This window comes from Paenibacillus taihuensis (assembly GCF_003386535.1).
Classification (GTDB): domain Bacteria; phylum Bacillota; class Bacilli; order Paenibacillales; family Paenibacillaceae; genus Paenibacillus_Z; species Paenibacillus_Z taihuensis.
Genome location: NZ_QTTN01000001.1, coordinates 396,106 through 416,203 on the forward strand (window position 1 = coordinate 396,106; position 20,098 = coordinate 416,203).

The 20,098-nt window shown below is 49.5% G+C and carries 27 protein-coding genes; 19 read left to right on the forward strand and 8 right to left on the reverse strand.

Annotation, left to right across the window (positions count from 1 at the left end):
* Positions 1-57: 57 nt before the first annotated feature.
* The 3 genes from A8990_RS02045 to A8990_RS02055 are packed head-to-tail and all read left to right on the forward strand — an operon-like array spanning position 58 to position 1,500.
* Entirely contained in the window at positions 58-468 is a 411-nt protein-coding gene (locus A8990_RS02045) for an iron chaperone (RefSeq protein ID WP_116187331.1), read from the forward strand.
* Between the two features lie 16 nt (positions 469-484).
* A complete protein-coding gene (locus A8990_RS02050) occupies positions 485-796 on the forward strand; it encodes a DUF1806 family protein (protein WP_116187332.1) in 312 nt (103 codons plus the stop codon).
* Complete coding sequence (locus A8990_RS02055) at positions 793-1,500, forward strand: PIG-L family deacetylase (RefSeq protein ID WP_116187333.1); 708 nt, start codon at positions 793-795, stop codon at positions 1,498-1,500. Before A8990_RS02050 ends, A8990_RS02055 begins: the two co-directional genes overlap by 4 nt.
* A 143-nt stretch (positions 1,501-1,643) precedes the next feature.
* Here the strand turns inward: A8990_RS02055 and A8990_RS02060 are convergent, their stop codons facing one another.
* Entirely contained in the window at positions 1,644-2,807 is a 1,164-nt protein-coding gene (locus A8990_RS02060; RefSeq protein WP_116187390.1) for an acyl-CoA dehydrogenase family protein, read from the reverse strand.
* A 19-nt stretch (positions 2,808-2,826) separates the two neighbouring features.
* Positions 2,827-3,807, reverse strand: a complete 981-nt coding sequence (locus tag A8990_RS02065; RefSeq protein ID WP_116187334.1) for an aldo/keto reductase — start codon at positions 3,805-3,807, stop codon at positions 2,827-2,829.
* Between the two features lie 195 nt (positions 3,808-4,002).
* On the opposite strand from A8990_RS02065, the gene A8990_RS02070 reads away from it, so the two are divergent.
* Entirely contained in the window at positions 4,003-4,506 is a 504-nt protein-coding gene (locus A8990_RS02070) for a DinB family protein (protein ID WP_181909355.1), read from the forward strand.
* A 113-nt stretch (positions 4,507-4,619) separates the two neighbouring features.
* Here A8990_RS02070 and A8990_RS02075 read toward each other — a convergent pair whose 3' ends face one another.
* The gene (locus A8990_RS02075) at positions 4,620-5,537 is read right to left on the reverse strand and encodes an AraC family transcriptional regulator (protein WP_116187336.1); all 918 of its coding nucleotides are present in this window, start codon (positions 5,535-5,537) and stop codon (positions 4,620-4,622) included.
* A 188-nt stretch (positions 5,538-5,725) separates the two neighbouring features.
* On the opposite strand from A8990_RS02075, the gene A8990_RS02080 reads away from it, so the two are divergent.
* The 11 genes from A8990_RS02080 to A8990_RS02130 all read left to right on the forward strand — a co-directional run bounded on the left by A8990_RS02080 (position 5,726) and on the right by A8990_RS02130 (position 12,863).
* On the forward strand, positions 5,726-7,153 hold the full coding sequence (locus A8990_RS02080) for an MFS transporter (protein ID WP_245995802.1): 1,428 nt from the start codon (positions 5,726-5,728) through the stop codon (positions 7,151-7,153).
* A 301-nt stretch (positions 7,154-7,454) separates the two neighbouring features.
* The gene (locus A8990_RS02085; RefSeq protein ID WP_116187338.1) at positions 7,455-7,889 is read left to right on the forward strand and encodes a helical membrane plugin domain-containing protein; all 435 of its coding nucleotides are present in this window, start codon (positions 7,455-7,457) and stop codon (positions 7,887-7,889) included.
* A gap of 28 nt (positions 7,890-7,917) precedes the next feature.
* A complete protein-coding gene (locus A8990_RS02090; RefSeq protein ID WP_116187339.1) occupies positions 7,918-9,096 on the forward strand; it encodes an NAD(P)/FAD-dependent oxidoreductase in 1,179 nt (392 codons plus the stop codon).
* 118 nt (positions 9,097-9,214) lie between these two features.
* Positions 9,215-9,694: a DinB family protein gene (locus tag A8990_RS02095; protein ID WP_116187340.1), complete on the forward strand. Its 480-nt coding sequence runs from the start codon at positions 9,215-9,217 to the stop codon at positions 9,692-9,694.
* A 166-nt stretch (positions 9,695-9,860) separates the two neighbouring features.
* Positions 9,861-10,499: an LptM family lipoprotein gene (locus A8990_RS02100; protein WP_116187341.1), complete on the forward strand. Its 639-nt coding sequence runs from the start codon at positions 9,861-9,863 to the stop codon at positions 10,497-10,499.
* A gap of 6 nt (positions 10,500-10,505) precedes the next feature.
* Entirely contained in the window at positions 10,506-10,751 is a 246-nt protein-coding gene (locus A8990_RS02105) for a hypothetical protein (RefSeq protein WP_116187342.1), read from the forward strand.
* 68 nt (positions 10,752-10,819) lie between these two features.
* The gene (locus tag A8990_RS02110) at positions 10,820-11,137 is read left to right on the forward strand and encodes a hypothetical protein (RefSeq protein WP_116187343.1); all 318 of its coding nucleotides are present in this window, start codon (positions 10,820-10,822) and stop codon (positions 11,135-11,137) included.
* The gene (locus tag A8990_RS02115; RefSeq protein WP_116187344.1) at positions 11,134-11,637 is read left to right on the forward strand and encodes a S41 family peptidase; all 504 of its coding nucleotides are present in this window, start codon (positions 11,134-11,136) and stop codon (positions 11,635-11,637) included. Before A8990_RS02110 ends, A8990_RS02115 begins: the two co-directional genes overlap by 4 nt.
* Positions 11,595-11,813: a S41 family peptidase gene (locus tag A8990_RS32640; RefSeq protein ID WP_425463875.1), complete on the forward strand. Its 219-nt coding sequence runs from the start codon at positions 11,595-11,597 to the stop codon at positions 11,811-11,813. The genes A8990_RS02115 and A8990_RS32640 overlap by 43 nt, the downstream gene beginning before the upstream one ends.
* Before the next feature lie 38 nt (positions 11,814-11,851).
* The gene (locus A8990_RS02125) at positions 11,852-12,106 is read left to right on the forward strand and encodes a hypothetical protein (protein WP_116187345.1); all 255 of its coding nucleotides are present in this window, start codon (positions 11,852-11,854) and stop codon (positions 12,104-12,106) included.
* Positions 12,107-12,254: 148 nt separating this feature from the next.
* A complete protein-coding gene (locus tag A8990_RS02130; RefSeq protein ID WP_116187346.1) occupies positions 12,255-12,863 on the forward strand; it encodes a DUF6199 family natural product biosynthesis protein in 609 nt (202 codons plus the stop codon).
* Positions 12,864-12,986: 123 nt separating this feature from the next.
* Here A8990_RS02130 and A8990_RS02135 read toward each other — a convergent pair whose 3' ends face one another.
* Positions 12,987-13,379 (reverse strand): MarR family winged helix-turn-helix transcriptional regulator, encoded by a 393-nt coding sequence (locus A8990_RS02135; RefSeq protein WP_116187347.1) that lies wholly within the window; start codon positions 13,377-13,379, stop codon positions 12,987-12,989.
* Between the two features lie 185 nt (positions 13,380-13,564).
* Here A8990_RS02135 and A8990_RS02140 point away from each other — a divergent pair, with 185 nt between their 5' ends.
* The 3 genes from A8990_RS02140 to A8990_RS02150 all read left to right on the forward strand — a co-directional run bounded on the left by A8990_RS02140 (position 13,565) and on the right by A8990_RS02150 (position 16,521).
* Entirely contained in the window at positions 13,565-15,286 is a 1,722-nt protein-coding gene (locus A8990_RS02140) for a chloride channel protein (protein WP_181909356.1), read from the forward strand.
* 355 nt (positions 15,287-15,641) lie between these two features.
* Positions 15,642-16,067: a MarR family winged helix-turn-helix transcriptional regulator gene (locus tag A8990_RS02145; protein WP_116187349.1), complete on the forward strand. Its 426-nt coding sequence runs from the start codon at positions 15,642-15,644 to the stop codon at positions 16,065-16,067.
* A gap of 97 nt (positions 16,068-16,164) precedes the next feature.
* The gene (locus tag A8990_RS02150) at positions 16,165-16,521 is read left to right on the forward strand and encodes a DoxX family protein (RefSeq protein ID WP_116187350.1); all 357 of its coding nucleotides are present in this window, start codon (positions 16,165-16,167) and stop codon (positions 16,519-16,521) included.
* 62 nt (positions 16,522-16,583) lie between these two features.
* Here the strand turns inward: A8990_RS02150 and A8990_RS02155 are convergent, their stop codons facing one another.
* From A8990_RS02155 to A8990_RS02170, 4 genes are all read right to left on the reverse strand, one after another.
* Positions 16,584-16,919: a ThuA domain-containing protein gene (locus A8990_RS02155; protein WP_181909357.1), complete on the reverse strand. Its 336-nt coding sequence runs from the start codon at positions 16,917-16,919 to the stop codon at positions 16,584-16,586.
* Positions 16,805-17,224, reverse strand: coding sequence for a ThuA domain-containing protein (locus A8990_RS02160; protein ID WP_116187352.1), 420 nt, complete (start codon positions 17,222-17,224; stop codon positions 16,805-16,807). The genes A8990_RS02155 and A8990_RS02160 overlap by 115 nt, the downstream gene beginning before the upstream one ends.
* Before the next feature lie 30 nt (positions 17,225-17,254).
* Positions 17,255-17,977 (reverse strand): SDR family oxidoreductase, encoded by a 723-nt coding sequence (locus tag A8990_RS02165; protein WP_116187353.1) that lies wholly within the window; start codon positions 17,975-17,977, stop codon positions 17,255-17,257.
* Between the two features lie 98 nt (positions 17,978-18,075).
* Positions 18,076-18,678 carry a Gmad2 immunoglobulin-like domain-containing protein gene (locus A8990_RS02170; RefSeq protein ID WP_181909358.1) on the reverse strand — a complete coding sequence of 201 codons (603 nt, stop codon included), beginning with the start codon at positions 18,676-18,678 and terminating at the stop codon, positions 18,076-18,078.
* A 349-nt stretch (positions 18,679-19,027) separates the two neighbouring features.
* Between A8990_RS02170 and A8990_RS02175 the strand changes: the two genes are divergently transcribed.
* Entirely contained in the window at positions 19,028-19,972 is a 945-nt protein-coding gene (locus A8990_RS02175) for an S-layer homology domain-containing protein (protein ID WP_116187355.1), read from the forward strand.
* Positions 19,973-20,098: the final 126 nt, after the last annotated feature.

Sequence of the window (20,098 nt, forward strand, 5' to 3'; positions counted from 1 at the left end):
CTAAAATGGGGTTATCTATGTAATGAAGGTCATTATGGAGGTGTGAAAGGAGCAGCCATGGATAAGAATACACCGGCTATCTCGTCGATCGATGAATATATTTCGGCAACCCCGCCAGAAGTGCAGGCAGAGCTGCAGACGTTAAGGCAAGTCATTCGCGAAGCGGCGCCGGATGCGAAAGAGAAAATCGCTTACCAGATGCCGACATTTGATCTGCATGGCAATCTCGTCCATTTCGCAGCCTTCAAGAAGCATTTCGGCTTTTATCCTACATCGAGCGGCATTGCCGTCTTCAACGATGAACTATCTGCTTATAAAACCTCCAAAGGAGCCGTACAATTCCCGATTGGAGAATCACTGCCATATGGGCTCATCCGCCGTATTGTGGAATATCGCGTCCGTGAGAACATCGAGAAAGCGGAAGTGAAAGCGAGCCGTAAGCGTGTAATTAAATCCAAATCCGTTTAGAAGAGAGAGGCATGCCATGATCCCAATTAACAAAATGGAAGTAGAGTCCGAGCTCCGGAAATTCGTTGGGGCAGAGGCGTATATCCATAGCGAAGCGACGTCATTCATGTTCGTCCGGAACTTCAAGATACAGGTAACGAACGCTTATATCGCGGGGGAAGGACCTTACCGCGCAGCTCTTCGATTCGACGGCCATGGCTGGCTGCGGATGGAAGAGCTAACGCATTTCGAGGTGGACGGGCTTGGCCGCTTGCTGCTGGCGGGCTTTGACGACAGAGGCCGCATGAACGTCGCGCTGCATCTAGGAAAGGAGCCGTTTCCGGAATGAACCAAGAACAAGCGCCGAAACGCAAGCTGCTGGCGGTATTCGCTCATCCCGACGACGAATCGTTTATCTGCGGGGGCACCTTGGCCAAATACGCCTCGGAAGGCGTCGAGATCACACTAGTAAGTGCAACGAAGGGGGATATGGGGCGCCGGATGGGCAACCCGCCATACCTCAATCGAGAAACGATGGCTTCCGCACGCGAGCAAGAGCTGCGGGAAGCTTGTGACTGCCTCGGCATCGGCAGGCTGATCTTCTTCGGCATCCGCGACAAAACCGTAGAGTTCGAGGACGAAGCCTCGCTGATTGGTCGCATCGAAGCGCTTATCCAAGAAGTGAAGCCGGACGTCGTGCTGACTTTCCATGAACGTTATGGCGGGCATCCGGACCACTGCGCGATCGGTAAGGCTACCACAACTGCCTTCCGGCGTTCAGCGGAAAAGGGATCGCTGTACTTCATTACATTCGGCGACGCCTTGGAGCGTCCGGAGCGTTATGGCTACACGAAGAAGGACGTTGTCCGTATCGACGTGCATGCGCACAAAGCAGCTAAACTCGCTGCGTTCCGCGCTCACCGCTGCCAGACCGAAATTGACGAATGGGTATGGCAATCCGATAATGCGGCGTTGTCCCGCTTAGGGAAGTATGAGTATTTCATGAAAGGGAATGTAGACGCGCCGCAGCGAGCGAGTGACGATTTATTTTAATTTATTTTTGATTTGAATGAGAAAGTTTTCGGCCATGAAATAAACAGAAGCCGCTAGTAGAAACTAGCGGCTTCTTCGTTATTTGATCTATGAAGTGCTTGCGGTGCGATAGTGTCTGCGGAGCATTACTTGCAGCGGATCGCCTATGAAGGCGCAGCCTCGCCAATCGCGGACGCGGCGAGCATCTGAAGAACCGAGCTATCCATCGGCGGGTTATGCAAGCCGGCGCGGACGTCGCGGTAATAGCGCTCCAGCGGATTCGCGCGTGACAGGCTGGTGCCGCCGACGATGCGCATCGCCAGGTCGACGACGCGGATGGAGTTGTTCGTGACTGAATATTTGGCCAGACCAAGTTCCGGCCTCATCGCAGTCCGTTCCGACGGTTCCTTGTCCCAACTGTCTGCCGCCGCATACAACAGCGTGCGGGCTGTACGAAGCTCGATCTCCATCTCTCCGATCATTTGCTGTACAGCAGGGAGGGAGGCTATCGGCTTATCCAAGGAATTAGGTTTATACGAGCGGGCGAATGCCAGCGCATAATCGCGCGCAGCCAGGGCGATGCCCATATAGCAAGCCGGAATATGCAGCAGCCACCCGCCGCCGTCATCGGTGCCTTTACCAGTCAGCCGGCTGTCCGCGCTGGCGAAAGCGCCGTCGAGCACCACGTCATGGCTGCCCGTTGCGCGCATTCCGATCGTGTCCCATGTCTCTATGATCGATACTCGATCCGACCGATGGACGAGAAAATCGGCCGTACAGTCTTCATCCGGGATGTAGGCGGAGACGACGAAACGGTTAAGAATCGGCGACAGCGTGCTGAACGTCTTCCGTCCCGTGATCCGCCAGCCTCCATCCGCGGCAACGGCGGTCGTCTCGGGACGGCCGCCGCGACTCGGACTGCCGGAGGACGCTTCGCTGGCGAAGGTGTTGATCATCGTGCCGTCTTTCACGACGGAGCGGCAAAGGGCTTCGAACGTTTCCGCCGGCCACTTCCCGGTGGTGCGCAAATGCATGATTTGGCCGAGATGCCAGCCGACGGCAAGCGCGGTTGAGCCGTCCCCGTAAGCGAGCCGTTCCTGCAGAAGGACGAACTCATACAGCGTGATTTCGTCGCCGCCGTAAGCACGCGGAACGGTCAGCTTGAGATATCCGTTCTCCCGCAGGTCAGCGAAGTTGTCGAACGGAAACGAGCCCTCGCGGTCATGCCGGGGAGCACGCTCCGAGAATCGGGCTGCCAATCGCTCGACGAGCTCGACTCGGCATCGTTCCTCATCGCCCCGAATAGGGCTGTCTATGAATCGTTTCATCATGACTACACTCCTTGAGTTACTGAAAGCCTAATACAGGATGCGGCACGTAGAGCTCTTCCAGCGCAGTAATTTCTGCGGAAGTGAGGTCAAGCGAGAGCGCTGCTGTTGCGTCCTCCAGATGGCCGGGCTTTGTCGCGCCGATGATCGGTGCCGTAACCGGTGATTTGCTCAGCACCCATGCGAGCGCGACCTGGGCTTGCGGCACTCCGCGTTCGGCTGCGATGCGAGAGACGCGATCGACGATCGCGCGGTCCGACTCAATGGCGGACGTATATAGAGTCTTGCCGAATGCGTCGGTTTCCGAGCGTTCGCTAATTTCGTCCCAACCGCGCGTCAAGCGGCCGCGGGCCAGCGGGCTCCAAGGGATGACACCTACGCCGAGATCCTCGCAGAGCGGAAGCATTTCTCGTTCTTCCTCGCGGTACAGCAGATTCAAATGATTTTGCATGCTGATGAATTTGGTCCAGCCGTGTTTCTCCGCCGTGAACTGCGCTTTGAGAAACTGCCACGCGTACATGGACGATGCGCCGATATAGCGGGCTTTACCCGACTTCACGACGTCGTGGAGTGCTTCCATCGTTTCTTCGATCGGCGTCTGCGGGTCCCAACGGTGAATTTGATAGAGATCGATATAGTCCGTACCAAGTCTTCGCAGGCTATCGTCGACTTCGCTCAGGATCGCTTTGCGCGACAAGCCGGCCCCGTTCGGACCTGGCCGCATGCGGCCGTGTACCTTGGTCGCGATGACAACGTCCTCGCGCCGGGCGAAGTCCTTCAGTGCGCGGCCGACGATTTCTTCGCTTGTTCCGTCCGAGTAGACGTTTGCGGTATCGAAGAAATTGATGCCAAGCTCGAGCGCCTTGCGGATGAAAGGGCGGCTCCGCTCTTCATCCAGCGTCCAAGAATGCGTTCCTCTTGACGGTATGCCATAGCTCATGCAACCCAGACATAGTCTGGATACTTCCAGGCCAGTTTGGCCTAGGCGGGTATAATCCATTTCTGCTTCCTCCTCTTATTTCGTCGACCTAGTAAGGCGAACGGAGTCTGCTAATCTCGTTGTTTACTCTATGGTACCGTTTTTTCGAGGGGATCACAATTTTCCCTCAGAAATGGAAGCGGGATGTTATTACCCCACCTACCCAAGCGAACGTTCGTTTGCTATAATTTAGTGAACTCTAGGAGGTGGACATGCTTGGACAGTTCAAGTATTGTGATTAATCTGCTATTAAGGAAATACAGAGCGGATCAGAAATGGACTCGTATCGTGATTGAGCAATTATCTGAAGAGGATCTCTGCTGGTCACCGACACCTGAGAGCAATAGCATAGCTAATCTAATCGCACATATATCTGGAGCAGCGCGTTATTGGTTTGATGCCGCTTACTACGGCACTCCACTGAACGAATACAGGAGCATCGAATTCGAGCGAGAGCTGCAAATGTCGAAAGATCAAGCACTGGAAATCTCGAAGAAGTCGTATGATTCCATTATCGGGGTTCTCGAGTTGATGAAAGCAAACCCTGAACGATTGCTGGAACAACCATACTTACATTACCCGCCGTTCGACTCAGGTGCCTTGAACAATCAATGTACCGTTCTAGAAATGCTTTTACATCAATTTAGACATTTACCTAGTCACACGGGACAAATCATGTACATAGCAAAAATGAGAAAGGGTCATTTGGTGTGGGATTGAAGCTTTCGTCTGCCCAGTAACCATTCCTGCAACTTCAACGAAACATCAACGAAACATCATCGAAAGTTCAGCGGCAGTCGAGGACTCTAGTCCAAGACTGCTGCTATTTTTTTTTAGCTGGTTTCGAACGCTTCCGGTACTGGTTTTCGATGAAAAGCTTTAATATCTTGAAGCGGAGGAAGACCGAAGAGTCTGCGGTATTCTCGGTTGAATTGAGCCGGGCTTTCGTATCCGACTTCCAGTGCGGCGGTGGTCGCATTCGCTGATCCGTTCAGCATCAGGCGTCTTGCCTCCTGGAGGCGCAGCTGTTTCTGATATTGCTGGGGAGCCATCGTTGTGACCGCTTTGAATTTGTGATGAAGTCCGGAGACGCTCATTTTGGACGACCTCGCTACTTCTTCGATCGTAAAGGTTCTGTTGTAATTCTGTTTAATCCATTCAATCGCTCTGCTGATCCCCTCGTTCTGTTGGTCCATGAATACGCGTTGGACAAACAAGTGCCCGTGATCCCCCGTGAGCAAGCGGAATATCATCTCGCGTTTGAGCAGCGAAGATAGGAAGCGGACCTCTGCTTCAGACTTATCCCGCAGCTCCAACAGCCGAATGAATAAGAGCTGTAATTGCTCATCGGATTTGCCGACGTATGCACCTGGACCGAGCTTTCGGTCGACTGGCTTAACGCTGATACCGGTGTCCGTTAGGACGGAAGCAATCTCATCCGCCGTTATATCGATTCGCAAACCGATATAAGGTGATTGGGGCGTAGCATCGACGATCTGGCCGGAGGCAGGTATATCGATTAATGATACCAAGTAATCGCCTGAGCCATAATAGATCGTATCCTGTCCGAGATGGAGCTTCTTTCTTCCTTGTAGAATCAGGCAAAAGGAGGGAGTGAGGACACCAGATGTCATCGCCGTCGGCCGACTGCGCCGGACCAGCGAGAAGAAAGGGATCGATGTTTCTGTACGACCCTCCGCAAGATCAAGGGAAGTTAACATGTTCACTAACTGATTCAGCTTCGTCTGCATGGGAACGTCCTCCCAAAGTCAATTTTCCTCTCCTAATTATATGTTCTTTCCTTAGTTGTGCCAACCTGTTTAACAAACGATCAAAAATCTGATTTGCAGTATTGAGCAATTTTTAAGCAGGAACGATCTACTTCCCAATGTCGCTACGCGTCATAATGACGATAGAACTTGAAAGGGAGGTTACCTTCTTGAATGAACATTCGAAACGAATGATACTGACAATGATTATTGCCTGTCAGTTGATGATGGTGCTCGACGCCTCTGTCTTGGTTACCGCGATGCCCGAAATCGGCCGCTCGCTGCATCTATCGACGGCAGCACTAACTTGGGTACAGAACGCTTATATATTGGCATTCGGAGGATTCCTGTTGTTAGGAGCTCGAGCGGGGGACATTCTAGGAAGGAGAAAAACATTCAGCGCAGGGATCGCCTTGTTCACGTTAGCCTCGATGCTGGCTGGTTTGGCACCTTCCTCTACACTGCTGCTTGCGGCTCGTGCTCTACAAGGATTGGCTGCAGCGATGGCGACGCCTTCGGCACTAGCCTTGTTGTCCGTTAGCTTCTCGGAAGCACGGGAACGATCGAAAGCGATCGCCATCTACAGTGCCGTGTCAGGAGCAGGCGGGAGCGTTGGTCTGATCATCGGCGGATTGTTGACAGACCTGATCTCTTGGCGAGCAGGGATGTTCCTCAACGTACCGATTGGCATTGCACTTCTCCTCATCGTGCCACGATACATGCAGGAGACGGAGATGAAAGCAGGCCGTCTGGATATCTTGGGAGCCTTGACGTCGGTAATCGGCATGACGGCATTAGCATTCGGCTTCGTTCAAGCTGCTTCTGTCGGATGGGGAGCGCCGGAAGTATGGGGATCGCTTGCCGTTGGAGGTGTCTCGCTTGCGGCTTTCGTGTGGATTGAAGCACGAGCGAAAGAACCGATTACGCCTCTTCGCTTGTTTGCGAGCAGAACGAGATCCGGTGCCTATTTGGGTAGGTTGTTGCTCTTGTGCGGAAATTATCCGATCTTTTTCTTCATCCCGCAATATTTACAGAACGTCCTGCACTTCGATTCCTTGGAGGCTGGACTCGCGATCATGCCGTTCACAGTCGTTCAGTTCGGGATGATGTATGCAATGCCATCGCTCGTAACCCGATTCGGGAATGTGAAAGTGCTGATCGCCGGATTGGGAATCGCGATCGCGGGAACAAGCTGGCTAAGTCAAATCTCGGCTGATTCGAGCTTCTTCCCTGAATTGTTCTTCCCATTGATCGTCATGGGTGGTGGTGCCGGGTTGATCTTCCAACCTTTCACAACGCTTGGGTTGTCGGGCGTGGACGCCAAAGACGCGGGAGCAGCGTCGGGGCTCGTCAACGTTGCTCATCAGACTGGCGCGTCGCTCGGTCTCGCGGTACTGATTGCCGTCTTCGAGGCGGCGAACCAGCAGGCAAATCCTTCGACTGCAACTTTTGCCCATGCGATCTCGATCTCGATCTGGGGCTCGGTCATGTTCTTGACAGCTTCACTCGTGGCGGTCTTGATCTTCCTGATACCTAGAGCGCGCGCAACAAGCCGCCAGGGCATGAAGCCAAGACAGATTACTCTAAGGGACCAATAATTGAACAAAGCACGATGGGCAGCCTGTCAATGTGGATCGGCTGCCTTTTTTCCATGAAAGAACGAGCAGTTAGGAGCAAAGAGTATTCCTAGTCGTGTGTGTTTAAATAAACGCAAGATGCTCATCCTAAGTGAGGGAGTTTTTCGTCGAAATTCGAGACATTTTGCATCTGTACGAAATGTGCATAATGAGCTAAAATAAAAGTATTCAAGTTCATTTGTGAATAATTTCACAGTGTGGCCGATATCAGCCTGCAGCTTAGGCTGGCGGTTTGATGATTTCATCTGAGGGAGGAAACAAGATGTCTGAAACAACAGCAGTATTGGAGCAAGGAGCTGCAGTTAAGGAAGCAGTGGCAAAGCTCGACGTGTTGGACCAGCTTTTGAAACCGGAAGTGCAGCAAGCGATCACCGCATTGGTGGATCAACTTCCGAAATTGGCGGAAATGATGACCGTCATGACGGGCATCTACGATCTCGCGCAGAAAGTCTCCAAGGACAGGGTCCTCATCCAGGATACGCTTGGCGGATTCCAAGAAGTTCTTAAGCCGCTTGGCGAAAAAGTGAAGGACTACGCTTCTGCGGCAATTGAAGCGAACGACCGTGCGGACCAAGGCGGACCTACGATCGGCGTATTCGGCATGGTCAAATTGCTGAAGGATCCTGAGCTGCAGCGCATGCTTCGCTTCGGACAAGCCTATCTGGATATCTTGGGCGAAAGAAAATCACAACAATAATAGCGACCGTTAGAATGGAGGAATACAGATGAGCAAGGAAATTCTGATTCTCGGCGGCGGTTACGGAGGCTTGCTGGCAGCGCAATCCGTCAGAGATCATCTTACAACCGAAGAAGCGAATGTTACGATCATCAACCGCTCGAGCACGCACCAAATTATCACTGAGCTGCACCGTTTAGCTGCAGGCAATGTGTCCGAAAAAGCAGTAGCGCTCCCACTCGAGAAGCTGCTGAAGAAGAAGAGCGTCAACGTTGTTGTTGGCGAAATTCAGTCGATCGACGTACAAAGCAAGAAAGTTGATCTGAGCAATGGTTCTTCCTACCGTTATGACGCGCTCGTTCTCGCTCTGGGCAGCGAAACGAACTATTTCGGCATTCCGGGACTGCAAGAAAACAGCTTGATCCTGAAGTCCGTCAACGATGCGAACAAGATTTTTGCTCATGTCGTGGATCGAGTCAAAGCATATGCGAAATCCAAAGCTCCAGAAGATGCTACGTTCGTTATCGGCGGCGGCGGTCTGACAGGCGTCGAGCTTGTCGGCGAGCTGGTTGATGAACTGCCGGCGATTTGCCGTGCGAACGGCGTAGACTTCTCAGATATCAAGCTGAAGCTGGTTGAAGCAATGCCTACGATTCTGCCGATGTTCTCGCCGGATCTGATCAACCGCGCGATGACGAGCCTGCAAGCTCGCGGCGTAGAATTCCTGACGAGCCTTCCGATCACGGAAGTAAAAGGAAATGTAGTTACGTTGAAGGACGGCCAAACGATTACGTCGAACACGATCGTATGGACGGGCGGCGTACAAGGCAACTCGCTCGTAGCGAACTGCGGTATCGAAGTGAACCGCGGCCGCGCAACAGTCAACAGCGCACTGCAGTCGACATCGCACCCTGATGTCTACCTGGCTGGCGACTGCGCAGTTGTCTTCGCACCTGAAGGCAGACCATATCCGCCGACTGCACAACTCGCTTGGCAAATGGGCGAATTGGTTGGCGTTAATATCGCTGCAGCCTTCAAAGGCACGAACACAGAAGAATTCAAGCCGGTATTCTCCGGAACGCTTGCGAGCCTAGGCCGCAAGGACGGCATCGGTGCGATTGGCGAGACGGGCATCGAGCTTCGTGGTACGCCGGCATCGTTGATGAAGAAGGCGAGCAACGCGCGTTACCTGTCGCACATCAACGGCCTCTACACACTGGCTTACTAAGAGCCGCTTGGGCACTTAAATAACATCTTTGAATGACAACCAGCAGCCTTGGTTCGGCACTATGATGCCGAATCGGGGCTGCTTTATTATTTTAATAATCATAAAGTGAGGGTTAAGAATGAATGCCAAGTCTATTCTCATCGATCAGTTAAACGCTTGTTATCACGATAAGAGCTGGTTTATTCCGCTTCAAGACATACTTAAAGATCTAAGTGCAGAACAAGCTGCGAATGAGCATGCCAGTAAACAATCGATATGGGGAATCGTGAATCATCTTATTTTTTGGAATGAGAAATGGCTGGAGAGATTTGAGGTCGGAAATTTTGAAATAGATGGTGAAATAAACAATGACGATACGTTTTATGTAGATCCAGACACGATAAATGATTCTGAATGGAATAGGACCCTTCAAAGACTCGAAACAGTATTTAGAAGCTGGACTGTGGCGCTTGAGGAAAGCGATGAGTTTAAACTAACCTCGGAGATTCCTTCTTATTACAATGCTCCATGGTGGGGCGTAGTATCTAATCTATCCATACATAATGCGTATCATATCGGTCAAATTATGCTGCTCAAAAAAACAATGCAAAATCAATAAGGACAATTCATACGATTCGAAACACGAAGGCTGCAGACAATTCGATCTGCGAGCCTTTTTTTATTGAACTTTTGTGCGTTCTAACCGTATTATTTTAAGAGTAGGGATTTGGGAAGGGTTGGAAATTGGAATTTTCAATCAAGGTTTTCAATCAAAGGAGGCTATTATGCGTAAAACTTGGATAAGTGTAATGTTGATCTTGTTCCTTGTTGCTATAGTTACAGGTTGTGGTCAAACTTCACCATATGGTACTCCAGTCCCAATTAAACAGCTCAAATGGGGCATGAACGAGAAAGAAACGATGACTCGCTTAGGCATTACTGAGAAAGAAATTACTGCAACTTCAAATGGTTTTATGCTCAAGGAAAGAATTGAGCTATACAATCGTCCGGCTGAAGTGAATTTCTTGTTCTCCGAACATTTCTTACTTGGAATTACGGCTATATTTAAACCAGCGGACGTCGCATTTGTAGAACAAGAAATAACTAAACAACGCGGCCCAGGAGAACCTCAATACAATGCTAAAAATGAGCTGATACAGCTTAGCTGGAATGATGGGTTGCTTCAAGACAACAAAAAGTGGTTAGCTGTTGTTGAGAAGATTTATCGCGATAATGGAATGAAGGCAACCGAGAATCCTATGGAAGACGGAGTAAATGTAACTGGAAAACCGATTACAAGCTGGGTGCTTATACTAGATAAGAACAGCCCACGATATGGTGTTGTTAGTTTTTATGGTCAGGTGGCAGCGATGTTAAATTATCCAGAGAGGTTCTTCCCTACTGGAAAAGTGGAGAAGGAGTAATTCTGAATGTTGAAGTTTCGTCCTATAGATATAAATTTAGACAGAGAAACGATCATTTCTTTTCGAAAAGATTCTTATCTGGTGAGCTTCGGAAACAAGGACGGATTTGGGGATGAGGATGTAGGCGAATACCACTTACGAGTTGCCCCAAATAATGAACGAGCAATGAGATTTTACAAGAAATTTGACATGCAGAAATTAATAGAGGAACAGTCACCCTATCATGTGTGGAGATTGGGCAAGAAGATGTAACTAGCTGGGATGGGGGATAGAGATGATATGGTTTTGCCCAATTAGAGGATCGAGGAGTGAGGAGTAGGATGGCTGAGCAGCATTTAAAGCTGGAGCGACGACTCTTTATCGTGTCTGAAACCATTCGTTTAGTTGAGCGTGCTTTTGTGCATTGGGATGATGCAAGAATCGATCCGGATAAATTGGATCAAATGGCGGAAGAGTTTTTTCAGAAAGCAACTGAAGCAGAGACTCGCCTCGACTTTCAAAAGGTGATGTGGGAGTTGTTCGGGCGATTGCGGAACGGCCATTCTTGGTATTTCGACAAGCTCACGCCAGAACCTGAAAATGGGATCCTTAGTATTTTTCTTTATTGGAGCTGGAGCATCAAGGTGAATGGGTTGTGAATCGAGATGTAACAAAACTTGTAAAATCTGGTGATTTGGTACTGTCAATTGAGGGAAAACATCCGTCTGAGTGGTTCAAGGAACTTGAACCATTCACAGGGATATCGAATAAAGCATCCCAACATATACGAACGAACTACTATCTCCCATACTTCATTCATACGAAGTCAATTGAAGTCGAGATCGTGGATCAAAACAATTCAAACAAAACGATGTTTCTCCCACGGCTTGCGCGTGACGATGCACGGTTTGACTTGTCCAAGAAACCTTCGGAAACGGAAGGGAAATGGATTAAGGAAGGCAAAGCAGCCTACATTCGGATTCCTAGTTTCGGGGCTCCCAAATACGAAAACCGTGCGTTAGAGTTTGTACAAGAGTTCTGCCATGCCCAAACACTTATTGTTGATGTACGTGGAAATGGTGGGGGATCAACGCTAAGGACAATGGTCGAGCAACGATTGTCGGGGAGAGAACTTGGGGATCAACTGGCCAGCCAATAATTCGGCATTTCGGTGAGGATATTCTGATCGGAATAGGTTCTATACGTGCTTTCTTTCCAAATGGGGAGCCTTTTGAAGGCGTTGGTATTACACCAGATATACAAGTTGAACAAAATCGAGAAGACTTTTATAGTATGAGGGATGTCATTCTGGAAAAAGCTCTTGAGTTAATCTAGTGACAACCGTTTAAGAAGTTCAGTTTGAGAGGTGTTATATGAATATTTTTAAGATTATAATTAACTTTCTTTTACCCAAAGAGAAATCATTAATCTTTACTACATTTGCAACGGAAGATTATTTTAGAGCTAAGTCTAAGCTGCAAGGAGCCGGGATTGTTCACCGATCCAAAATTACAAATCAAGTTCAACAAAATGATATGCGTTCATTCAGTAGCCGTGGATTAACTCAATATGACTTATATGTAAGTAAAGAAGATGTATATAGAGCACAAGAAGCGATGCGGAAATAATAATTATGAACAGTTGTAGGCTGCCTATTGAGTCAGCAGTTGCCATCCCTTGCATAAATGCTTGCAACCACCTATTCAGTAGGACGTAAAAGGGATAAAGCAGAAAGGATGAGCGAATATTTCTACCCAAGCGGCTTTATTCCGAATAATGAAAACGTCTAGTTCTATTTTCTTTGTCTCCGTGCTCCTCGTGTCCGTCTTGACGGGCGTCTTGTCGAAGCCCTATTTCACGGACCGGGTCTTCTACCTGTACGAGGATACGTACAAATTCGCCGGCGAGCAAGACCATCTCGTCACTTATCATAGCAGCACGGCCGGTCCCGTCCAAGTACTCACCGATGACGAGCTGCATCGCACGGTGATTATCGACGGGCAGTCCTATATGATTGCAGACAAAAGCGTCCCTTACTCGACGAAGTTCCGAGTGACTTATCCGAACGGCCATGTCTACGTCGTCGAGCGGATCAAACAGGAAGGGGAAGAAGATTATCCGCCATCGGCGCTCGTAAGCGCGGCTTATCCCGATTATCATTTCAAACGAGGCATGCCAGGGTTTCTGTTTCTTGCCCTCGGCCTATTGATCTTTGGCTGGTGCAGCTTCCGATACGAAGCCTTTCAGGATTTCATGTTCCGTCTATTTCCGCAGCGGCTCATGTACGAGAACCCCGAGCCGAGCGACTTCTATTATTTCACGAGCAAGGTCGGCGGCATTGTTGTGATGATCGGTTCGATTATTGTCGCTTTCAAAGCGTACTAGGTGCATGCGAACGGCTGCGCCTGCAAAAAAGGAGCAGTGCGTCAATTCCGCACTGCTCCTTTTCAGTGTTCTAATACACAGACTCCCATAACCTCACTCGCTGCTAGCCTCACCAGACCGCTGTTAAGAAGATGGCATGAAGAGCTGGAGATTTCGGATCTGCTGCAAGTGAACGGCCGATAATCGCTCCAGTATCTCTAATCCCTTGTCAGTTAGCGCAATGTGAACGCTTCGAGCATCGTCCGGGTTCGGGCGTCTCGAGACAAGATCGCTGTTCTCGCAGCGGGTCACTAGACCAACGCAGGCATGATGCGTGACTTGAAGGCGTTCGGCTAATTCAGAGATCGTCGCATAGTCGCGTCCCGGATAGCCTTGAATCGCAAGCAGTAACTGGTGTTGCTGCGGTGTTAGTCCCATCTCACGGGCAGCGCTTTCGCTAAAATGAATAAATTTGCGCAACGTGTATCTAAACTCGGCCAACTGTTCATAGACGGATTTCGGTAAGGGTTTCGGCATACAGACAACCTCCTATGCGTATTTATATCTCAATGCGATATAAATTTGTAACCATTCCAAAACAGTCATGGGGGAGAAACGTGTTGAAAATGCAGCATACCAGTACTCTATCTGATTTTAACATAACGCCTAGAGTCTTGTACCTTTCATTCCTAGCTGTAATTGTAGGCTCCGCAGGCGCGTTGATGGCAGTTGTGCTGACTAAACTGATTGGATTCTTCACGAACCTGTTTATCTATCATCGCATTTCGTTCGAATTCGTCAAAGCTTACCCCAACCAACTGGGTTGGGGCATCATTATCGTCCCGATCATCGGCGGGCTGCTGATCGGCTTAATGGCGCGCTTCGGCTCGGATAAAATTCGCGGACATGGCATTCCCGAAGCGATGGAAGCGATTCTGATCGGTAAAAGCGTCATCGCGCCTAAAGTTGCCGTGTTAAAACCAATCTCAGCGGCAATCTCGATCGGAAGCGGCGGCCCGTTCGGTGCAGAAGGGCCGATTATTATGACAGGCGGATCAATTGGCTCGGTCATCGGGCAATTTCTGTACCTGTCTGCAGCTGAACGCAAAATATTGCTGCTTGCAGGAGCGGCAGCCGGCATGTGTGCCACTTTCAATGCTCCGATCGCCTCTGTTTTGTTCGTGACCGAGCTGCTGGCTTTTGAGATGCGACCCCGCAGTATTATGCCGATCGCGTTGGCGAGCGGCGTGGCCGATTTTATCCGAATCGGAATCCTGGGAGGTGGGGCGATCTTTCCTTCTCATGCGCAGCCGTTAATGAATATGGAGGGGATGGCCGTAGGGCTGCTCTTCGGGATCGTAGGACCCTTAATTGCTTATTTGCTAACCAAATTAATCTACGGATCGGAAGATCTCTTTGCCAAGCTGCCCTTGCATTGGATGTATTGGCCAGCTATCGGTGGCCTGGTCGTTGGAGCGGGAGGCTTTCTCGTTCCACAGGTGCTTGGTGTGGGGTACGATACGATTCAAGGATTAGCGGTCGGGCAAGTAGCTCTATCGCTTGCTCTCAAAATTCTGCTTGTCAAAACAGTCGTATGGATCATATCGCTCGGTTCCGGTACATCGGGAGGGATTTTGGCTCCAATCCTAATCATTGGCGGGACCTTAGGTGAAATTATGGGGATGATGTTCCATGCACCGGCCCCGGCTGTCTGGTCGATTCTTGGAATGGCTGCTGTATTCGCGGGAGTAACGAGATCTCCGTTCACTGCGGTCTTGTTCCTGCTGGAGCTTACGCACGATATGCAGATGCTCCTGCCATTGACAATTGCTTGCTTTCTAGCCTACGGGATATCAGCACTCGTTCTTTCGCGTTCTATCCTGACAGAAAAGATCGCCCGTCGAAACCGGCTCATCACCCGTGATTACGGCATCGACCCGCTTGAATTATATACTTTAGCGGAGCTTCCTCTTGAACAACCTGCCGTCGTATCGGAGGAGATGACACTGTCTGAGCTAATAAGAAAGCAGGCGGAGACGGATATGAAGATGGAAGATTTCCTCGTCGTTTCTACAGAAGGCCGACTGATCGGCTATATGAAGCATTCAGAGCTCTGGAAGTGGGTTTACGACAAGCGCGCTCCGTATTCGAGGATCGGCGATCATTGTGTCTGCCCCGTGAACACGATAACTTGCCAACAAACGGCTTCTGAAGCATTGACCCTTCTGTTGAAAGAGTCAGAGCAGAAACTGGTCGTGATCGATGAGCACCACTGTCCAAAGGGGATATTAACGGCTTCAATGCTTCTCCGGATACGTGAGCGAACGGCTGAAGAGGAGCACGACCGTAAGCGATATTTGTTTTTGCCTTGGATTCGCAGGACTGCAAGCTGGAAGAAACTCGCTATTCATTCTTTCCAAGAAGTGGAACGCAAAGCAGAATAACCAGCTATAGTTGACGGGGGAAAAAGCTATGTTCCGATTCGATTCATTGCACAACCACTTGGAACGGAATAGATGAAAAAATCCATTTATTTTGGGCTTTAAAGAGGGTTTACACAAAGAAATGACCGAAATAACTGGATATTCCAGTTATTTCGGTCAAAATGCTGCAATCGTACTTGAATAACTGGAGATATCCAGTTATTCAAAATTATCGATGAGATGTTCATCATCGTCTGCGACTCGTCAGAGTCATGGATGTTTATATTGATCTGAAGCTTGGACAATTGTTCTTGAAGTTAAATGCTATAGCATGTATAATGCGAAACAGGGCAGTGAGTCGGCAAAGGAGACGCATATGGAACTTTATGATTTTACTGGATTTCAGATTCATCTCACCGATGTGAAGATGAACAATTATTTTACGAAGCAATTGAAGCCGTTCGAAATCACGCCGGATCAATGGGGCATTCTGAGTGTGTTGGACGGCGATAAAGCAACGACTCAGAAAGAGCTTGCGGAAGCTATTGACCGTGATCAGACCACGGTTGTTCGAATGATTCATTCATTGGAGAAGAAAGGAATCGTTCAACGCTTCGTTCATGATACGGATAAACGTTCGCACAATCTATTCCTGACTGACAAAGGAATTGAGCTCAAATCGAAGGTGCTTCCCGTCGTAATCGCAGCGCATCATTATGCGACAAGATACTTAAGCAACGAGGAAATCCATAATCTGAAAGCGATACTCGAGAAGTTGTACGCAGCTGTGAATGATGAGTGAGGAGAGAGGAGGTGGGGCGATGTAATCATTCATGTCTAATATATGCTATAGCATATACGTGGAGGGGGTAAAAACGAGCAAAAAGGAGCTGCTTACTATGATAACGATGATTTTGCAAGTGATTGTTGGCGTGTTCTTCATGTTCACAGGGGTTCGAATCGTTAGCGGTAGAATGGCACATGAATTCAAGCGCTTCGGGCTGCCGCCAATCTTTAATTTCGTGAAGGGTCTTATTGAGATCGTAAGCTCGCTTGGCATGATTGCGGGGATTTGGTTCTCTGTTACAGCGGTGTTAGCCGGACTTTTATTAGCCGTAACGATGCTTGCAGCGACCTTCATTCTTATTGTCATTGCCAAAGATCCATTCACGAAGGCGATCCCATCGGTCGTGCTATGCCTGGCGTCAACAGAAATCGCCATTAGTCTCATGGTATGGCCTCTGCGTGAAAATTAGGTAAATGATGAGGGGAATCTGGCTCGTTAAGAGCCAGATTAGGTCATCGGTGTGAACGCAGATTAGATGGTTGTGGTCAGCCACTGCACGCTGTTCTGAATCAGCTTGCGGCTGGATGGATGGAGGAACGATGGCTTATGATGGCCAGGCATTAAGTACACAATACGGCCTCGCCCTCGGGCCGCGGTCCATGCAGCCGGAATGCGTTGATCTCCAAGCTTATATTCGAGCAGCACTTCGACGTTAGCATCGGAATAAAACTCGAATTGGTACGGCTCTTCCTCTAGTGAGAAAGGCTCGATGCCGCTCGTAATCGGATGAGTGACCGCGGTCTGATTGAAGCCAGGCGCTGATAGTCCGGATGACCAGTAAATTTGCCGCCAATGAGCCTTGCGCACGCTTCGCGCGACTGCAGCGATATTCCGTTATGTATGACGAGCAGGCTGCCGCCGCGCTGCACGAATTGGCTGAGCGACGCGGCTTGGTCTTCCGTTACCGGCGTCGTCCAGCAGTCCGTGTATGCAATCATCAGGTCGTAAGATTGAAGGATATCAGTGTCAAGCACGCTGTAGTTATCCATCATATCGATTGCATGGTGATCGCCAATAATGGCAGCAAGCTCGTCTTGTATATGATCTAGCGGATGGTAAGGTGCTCGCTCATTGTTGTCGCCTAGCACAAGAATTCGTTTTTGAACGGTCATCGCTTCATTCCTCGCTTTCTTCAGCTCGGCTTACCAAGGCAATTCGTTCCCCGCATAATCGAGATAATTCGGTCTCTCTCCGGGAGCGGCAGGTATCGCTTCTTGAATTCGCTCCACGAGATGCGCCGCGGACTCGTCCGCAGTTAATGTCGCTTCTGTATTCAAAGAGCCGCTCATGTAAGATTGCACCCATCCCGGATGGAGAAGCAGCACTTTTCCGCCGGACTTCTTCACTTCATTATGAATGAGCGCGCCTTGCATGTTGACGGCAGCCTTCGACATACAGTAGCCGAACCAACTGTTGCGTTCGCAATCGGCAATGCTGCCAGCTTCCGAAGAGATTTGCACGAACAGCTTGGATTCGCTTCGAAGCACGAGGGGAGCGACCGCGTTAGTGACGCGAAGCGGACCAAGCGCATTGACGTTATAGACTTGCTGCATGTCCGCCATAGAAAGCGGATCGAGAATCGTTGCCCCAATATCGCCTAATATGCCCGCATTATTGATGACCAGCTCCAAGGTATCCGTGATGCGGGCTATTTGCGCCGCGGCATCTGCGACGCTTTGATCGCTGGAGACGTCCAGCTCTACGAGCGAGAGACGGTCTTGCCATACTTCGGCAAGGTCAGTGAGCTGCCGATTGTCGGCCATGAAGCGTCCTGCAATGACGCAGTACTCGTGTTGAAGCAATTCCTTTACAAGCGCCAAACCGAGGCCTCGGTCTGCGCCGGTTACAAATGCATATCGTTTCATGGAAAAGTGCACACTCCTTTACCGGTGAACTTGTGGTTGCAGGTCATGGTTGTACCCTTTTCCATTTTACACTTTTCCGATTACATCTTCAGATTATTTTAGCCCCCGAACGTCTCGAGCGGGATATTCAGAATATTCACCTTGCTGCCGTCCTTCGCGCTATACTCGAACAGCTGCAGCATGAGCGTGCCGTTCTGCGGCAGCTTATTCGCCGGAATCGAGATATTCAGCTTGAACGCCGACCAAGCCGGTGCGCCTTCGCTCAGCATATAATTCTTCTCTAGCAAGTAGTTATGACCGTCTTCCACGGCGTAGCTCATCACCGCTTCGAAAACCCGGCCTTCACCTGTTACCGTATATTTGCCTGCACTCCCCGTAACCTGCACGTTACGGAACGCATTATTCTGAATCGGTCCGCCGCCGCCGTACGTAATGATTACCCGTTTCTGCGCGTTATCCCAGCCAACGGTCGCTCCAAGCAGGTCGCCCACCGCACGAAGCGGTACATAGGTGCTGCCCTTGTAGTTCATCACCGGTAGCTGATCACTTTCATAGGTCGAGCCGTTCACTTCAATAGGATAGGTTGCTTCACCAAGCACAAATTTCTTCACAGTTGCAGCCATTGTTGGCATAGTCAGCATCAGCATACAACCGCTCAAGAGACCGACAACGAATCCGCGAACGCCACGCAAACTCTTCATCACTTCACACTCTTTTCTTTGGCCGCAGCCCGAATTTTGTGTTGCGTAGTTCATCCTATGCGTGAGACAAGCACGTTTACCCCTTGTAAGAGTCATTATATAAGTTGTACGCAGGATCGCACGATATGAAATTGCTAGAAAAAAATAATTCGCTATGAAAAAAAACGAAGTGCTCAGTTGTATTAATAGTGATGGGGTTCCAATGCTCCGACAGTCTGGTTTACTCATTCATCTATATTATTGTTATTAACTTAAATATAGATTGCAACTTTTCTAGTGTAAGTGCCGTTTGGGAACATGTAACATGTAACTCTCTATCAAGGAGAAAAACAACGAGGAGGAAATTAGTATGAAAAAATTGGTGGCAGTGCTTTCCACCGCAGTTCTGATCAGCAGCGCTTCCGTGAGTACCGCATTCGCGTTCTCGGATGTTGACAAAAGTCAGTCCACAGTGGTAGCAACACTTCAGCAAAAGGGGATTGTGAACGGAACAGATCCGGGACATTTTAACCCAAAAGGAACGGTCAACTTTGCGCAAGGCGTACAATTGATCGTGAATACATTCGGTTATAATTTGGATTTGATGCGGTTCTTGAAATTGCCGAAAGCTTCGGATTTCTACACCAACGTTCCAGATAACGCTTGGTACGCGGATGCATTCGTTCGCGCTCATTTCAACGGCGTCGATATCCCGAAAGACGTAAACCCGAACGCCGTTATGACACGCGAGCAGTTTGCATCTATGCTGGACAGTGCCTTGTCGAAGAAGGCGGACTTGCCTATGGTAAAGCTGTACTTGGCAGTCAAGGATGGGGATCAGATCAGTACTGAGCTTCAAGGTAGTGTGGAGCGTCTTGTCTATTATAAAATCGTCGCTTTGGACAAAGACGGTAAATTCAATCCGAAGGGCGCGCTTAATCGCGGCGAGGCATCGACTTGGATTTATAACGCCATCAATGTCATGAATCAAGTGAAAGATCCAGTTCAATCGGAGAATGTCCAGTTGTCTGTAGAGAAAGTGAACGACGATGTGAACAAGGTGACAGTCTCTCGTGGTGAGAAGCCAAATGCAGGTTATGCCATTGCGATTGACAGCATTAGCTTTGGACAGGACGGACGTGCTGTGATTCACTATACGCTTCAAGATCCGAAGCCGGACCCAATGTACGCGGATATGATTACGGTCCCGACAGCCGTTACCTATATTTCTTCTAAATATGAAGCTGTATTGGAACCGGCTGCAGTAGATTCACCAGAACTTCGTCATAGTCATCCGATGATCCCAGCTCAATAAATTATGGATACAAACAAACGGTAGCCCACCAAGGCCAATGTCATTAAGTTAAGGTGTTGAACCAAATATCTATGCAAAGGAGCAGGTTATCGAAAGATAGCCTGCTCCTTTTTTGCGTGAAAAAGA

Bases quoted from the DNA above. Each gene is read 5' to 3' on its own strand.
- A8990_RS02130 (WP_116187346.1), top strand. From the start codon at position 12,255: ATGAAAACGTCTAGTTCTATTTTCTTTGTCTCCGTGCTCCTCGTGTCC.
- A8990_RS02145 (WP_116187349.1), top strand. From the start codon at position 15,642: ATGGAACTTTATGATTTTACTGGATTTCAGATTCATCTCACCGATGTG.
- A8990_RS02160 (WP_116187352.1), bottom strand. From the start codon at position 17,224: ATGACCGTTCAAAAACGAATTCTTGTGCTAGGCGACAACAATGAGCGA.
- A8990_RS02110 (WP_116187343.1), top strand. From the start codon at position 10,820: ATGGCTGAGCAGCATTTAAAGCTGGAGCGACGACTCTTTATCGTGTCT.
- A8990_RS02050 (WP_116187332.1), top strand. From the start codon at position 485: ATGATCCCAATTAACAAAATGGAAGTAGAGTCCGAGCTCCGGAAATTC.
- A8990_RS02105 (WP_116187342.1), top strand. From the start codon at position 10,506: ATGTTGAAGTTTCGTCCTATAGATATAAATTTAGACAGAGAAACGATC.
- A8990_RS02055 (WP_116187333.1), top strand. From the start codon at position 793: ATGAACCAAGAACAAGCGCCGAAACGCAAGCTGCTGGCGGTATTCGCT.
- A8990_RS02095 (WP_116187340.1), top strand. From the start codon at position 9,215: ATGAATGCCAAGTCTATTCTCATCGATCAGTTAAACGCTTGTTATCAC.
- A8990_RS02065 (WP_116187334.1), bottom strand. From the start codon at position 3,807: ATGGATTATACCCGCCTAGGCCAAACTGGCCTGGAAGTATCCAGACTA.
- A8990_RS02100 (WP_116187341.1), top strand. From the start codon at position 9,861: ATGCGTAAAACTTGGATAAGTGTAATGTTGATCTTGTTCCTTGTTGCT.
- A8990_RS02175 (WP_116187355.1), top strand. From the start codon at position 19,028: ATGAAAAAATTGGTGGCAGTGCTTTCCACCGCAGTTCTGATCAGCAGC.
- A8990_RS02170 (WP_181909358.1), bottom strand. From the start codon at position 18,678: ATGAAGAGTTTGCGTGGCGTTCGCGGATTCGTTGTCGGTCTCTTGAGC.
- A8990_RS02165 (WP_116187353.1), bottom strand. From the start codon at position 17,977: ATGAAACGATATGCATTTGTAACCGGCGCAGACCGAGGCCTCGGTTTG.
- A8990_RS02140 (WP_181909356.1), top strand. From the start codon at position 13,565: ATGGCAGTTGTGCTGACTAAACTGATTGGATTCTTCACGAACCTGTTT.
- A8990_RS02075 (WP_116187336.1), bottom strand. From the start codon at position 5,537: ATGCAGACGAAGCTGAATCAGTTAGTGAACATGTTAACTTCCCTTGAT.
- A8990_RS02085 (WP_116187338.1), top strand. From the start codon at position 7,455: ATGTCTGAAACAACAGCAGTATTGGAGCAAGGAGCTGCAGTTAAGGAA.
- A8990_RS02045 (WP_116187331.1), top strand. From the start codon at position 58: ATGGATAAGAATACACCGGCTATCTCGTCGATCGATGAATATATTTCG.
- A8990_RS02150 (WP_116187350.1), top strand. From the start codon at position 16,165: ATGATAACGATGATTTTGCAAGTGATTGTTGGCGTGTTCTTCATGTTC.
- A8990_RS02135 (WP_116187347.1), bottom strand. From the start codon at position 13,379: ATGCCGAAACCCTTACCGAAATCCGTCTATGAACAGTTGGCCGAGTTT.
- A8990_RS02090 (WP_116187339.1), top strand. From the start codon at position 7,918: ATGAGCAAGGAAATTCTGATTCTCGGCGGCGGTTACGGAGGCTTGCTG.
- A8990_RS02125 (WP_116187345.1), top strand. From the start codon at position 11,852: ATGAATATTTTTAAGATTATAATTAACTTTCTTTTACCCAAAGAGAAA.
- A8990_RS02060 (WP_116187390.1), bottom strand. From the start codon at position 2,807: ATGAAACGATTCATAGACAGCCCTATTCGGGGCGATGAGGAACGATGC.